This window comes from Streptomyces sparsus (assembly GCF_054776295.1).
On sequence record NZ_BAAHCA010000289.1, the window covers coordinates 2057 to 5279 of the forward strand.

At 56.5% G+C, this 3223-nt stretch carries 1 rRNA gene; it reads left to right on the plus strand.

Annotation, left to right across the window (positions count from 1 at the left end):
* Window positions 1–59 precede the first annotated feature (59 nt).
* A 23S ribosomal RNA gene (locus tag ACYVE9_RS14595) occupies window positions 60–3193 on the plus strand.
* The last annotated feature ends 30 nt before the right edge of the window (window positions 3194–3223 follow it).

Consider the following 3223-nt stretch of genomic DNA (forward strand, 5'->3'; position numbering starts at 1 on the left):
GTGGGGTGGTGGGTGGCTGGTTGTTGTTTGAGAACTGCACAGTGGACGCGAGCATCTGTGGCCAAGTTTTTAAGGGCGCACGGTGGATGCCTTGGCACCAGGAACCGATGAAGGACGTGGGAGGCCGCGATAGGCCCCGGGGAGCTGTCAACCGAGCTGTGATCCGGGGGTGTCCGAATGGGGAAACCCGGCAGTCGTCATGGGCTGTCACCCGCTGCTGAACGCATAGGCAGTGTGGAGGGAACGCGGGGAAGTGAAACATCTCAGTACCCGCAGGAAGAGAAAACAACCGTGATTCCGGGAGTAGTGGCGAGCGAAACCGGATGAGGCTAAACCGTTTGTGTGTGATACCCGGCAGGGGTTGCGCGAGCGGGGTTGTGGGAGTTTCTGTGATCGGTCTGCCGGCCGGTCGGTGAGTTATAAACCATTGCGGTAGGCGAAGGGCATGCGAAAGGCCCGGCGTAGAGGGTAAGACCCCCGTAGCTGAAATCGTGATGGCTCACTTTGGAGCCACCCAAGTAGCATAGGGCCCGAGAAATCCTGTGTGAATCTGGCGGGACCACCCGCTAAGCCTAAATATTCCCTGGTGACCGATAGCGGATAGTACCGTGAGGGAATGGTGAAAAGTACCGCGGGAGCGGAGTGAAATAGTACCTGAAACCGTGTGCCTACAAGCCGTGGGAGCGTCGCCGTGCATGACTTGTCATGTGCGGTCGTGACTGCGTGCCTTTTGAAGAATGAGCCTGCGAGTTTGCGGTATGTTGCGAGGTTAACCCGTGTGGGGGAGCCGTAGCGAAAGCGAGTCCTAAGAGGGCGATTTTAGTAGCATGCTCAAGACCCGAAGCGGAGTGATCTAGCCATGGGCAGGGTGAAGCGGAGGTAAGACTTCGTGGAGGCCCGAACCCACCAGGGTTGAAAACCTGGGGGATGACCTGTGGTTAGGGGTGAAAGGCCAATCAAACTCCGTGATAGCTGGTTCTCCCCGAAATGCATTTAGGTGCAGCGTCGTGTGTTTCTTGCCGGAGGTAGAGCACTGGATAGGCGATGGGCCCTACCGGGTTACTGACCTTAGCCAAACTCCGAATGCCGGTAAGTGAGAGCGCGGCAGTGAGACTGTGGGGGATAAGCTCCATGGTCGAGAGGGAAACAGCCCAGAGCATCGACTAAGGCCCCTAAGCGTGTGCTAAGTGGGAAAGGATGTGGAGTCGCAGAGACAACCAGGAGGTTGGCTTAGAAGCAGCCACCCTTGAAAGAGTGCGTAATAGCTCACTGGTCAAGTGATTCTGCGCCGACAATGTAGCGGGGCTCAAGCACACCGCCGAAGTCATGTCACTGCAACATATAGCCTTAACGGGTGTTGTGGTGGGTAGGGGAGCGTCGTGTGCCGGGTGAAGCAGCCCTGTAAGGGAGTTGTGGACGGTTCACGAGTGAGAATGCAGGCATGAGTAGCGATACAAGAGTGGGAAACTCTTGCGCCGATTGACTAAGGGTTCCTGGGTCAAGCTGATCTGCCCAGGGTAAGTCGGGACCTAAGGCGAGGCCGACAGGCGTAGTCGATGGACAACCGGTTGATATTCCGGTACCCGCTTTGAAGCGCCCAACATCGAATCCATTAATGCTAAGGCCGTGAAGCCGCCCTGATCTCTTCGGAGTTGAGGGGAGTGGTGGAGCCGCTGAACCAAGGTGGTAGTAGGTGAGTGATGGGGTGACGCAGGAAGGTAGTCCAGCCCGGGCGGTGGTTGTCCCGGGGTAAGGGTGTAGCCCGAGGGGTAGGTAAATCCGTTCCTCGTTATATGGGTGAGACCTGATGCCGAGCCGATTGTGGTGAAGTGGATGATCCTATGCTGTCGAGAAAAGCCTCTAGCGATGTTTCAAGGCGGCCCGTACCCTAAACCGACTCAGGTAGTCAGGTAGAGAATACCGAGGCGTTCGGGTGAACTATGGTTAAGGAACTCGGCAAAATGCCCCCGTAACTTCGGGAGAAGGGGGGCCATGTCTGGTGATCGAGTTTTGCGCTCGTGAGCTGGGTGTGGCCGCAGAGACCAGCGAGAAGCGACTGTTTACTAAAAACACAGGTCCGTGCGAAGCCGTAAGGCGATGTATACGGACTGACGCCTGCCCGGTGCTGGAACGTTAAGGGGACCGGTTAGTGCACTTTCGGGTGTGCGAAGCTGAGAACTTAAGCGCCAGTAAACGGCGGTGGTAACTATAACCATCCTAAGGTAGCGAAATTCCTTGTCGGGTAAGTTCCGACCTGCACGAATGGCGTAACGACTTCTTGACTGTCTCAACCATAGGCCCGGTGAAATTGCATTACGAGTAAAGATGCTCGTTTCGCGCAGCAGGACGGAAAGACCCCGGGACCTTTACTATAGCTTGATATTGGTGTTCGGTTCGGCTTGTGTAGGATAGGTGGGAGACTGTGAAGCATGCACGCCAGTGTGTGTGGAGTCGTTGTTGAAATACCACTCTGGTCGTGCTGGATGTCTAACCTGGGTCCGTGATCCGGATCAGGGACAGTGTCTGGTGGGTAGTTTAACTGGGGCGGTTGCCTCCTAAAATGTAACGGAGGCGCCCAAAGGTTCCCTCAGCCTGGTTGGTAATCAGGTGTTGAGTGTAAGTGCACAAGGGAGCTTGACTGTGAGACTGACGGGTCGAGCAGGGACGAAAGTCGGGACTAGTGATCCGGCGGTGGCTTGTGGAAGCGCCGTCGCTCAACGGATAAAAGGTACCCCGGGGATAACAGGCTGATCTTCCCCAAGAGTCCATATCGACGGGATGGTTTGGCACCTCGATGTCGGCTCGTCGCATCCTGGGGCTGGAGTCGGTCCCAAGGGTTGGGCTGTTCGCCCATTAAAGCGGTACGCGAGCTGGGTTTAGAACGTCGTGAGACAGTTCGGTCCCTATCCGCTGTGCGCGTAGGAGTCTTGAGAAGGGCTGTCCCTAGTACGAGAGGACCGGGACGGACGAACCTCTGGTGTGCCAGTTGTTCTGCCAAGGGCATGGCTGGTTGGCTACGTTCGGAAAGGATAACCGCTGAAAGCATCTAAGCGGGAAGCCTGCTTCGAGATGAGGACTCCCTCCCCCTTTGAGGGGTTAAGGCTCCCAGTAGACGACTGGGTTGATAGGCCAGATATGGAAGGTCCGTAAGGGCTGGAGTTGACTGGTACTAATAGGCCGAGGGCTTGTCCGTAGGTGCTCGCGTCCACTGTGTTGGTTCTGA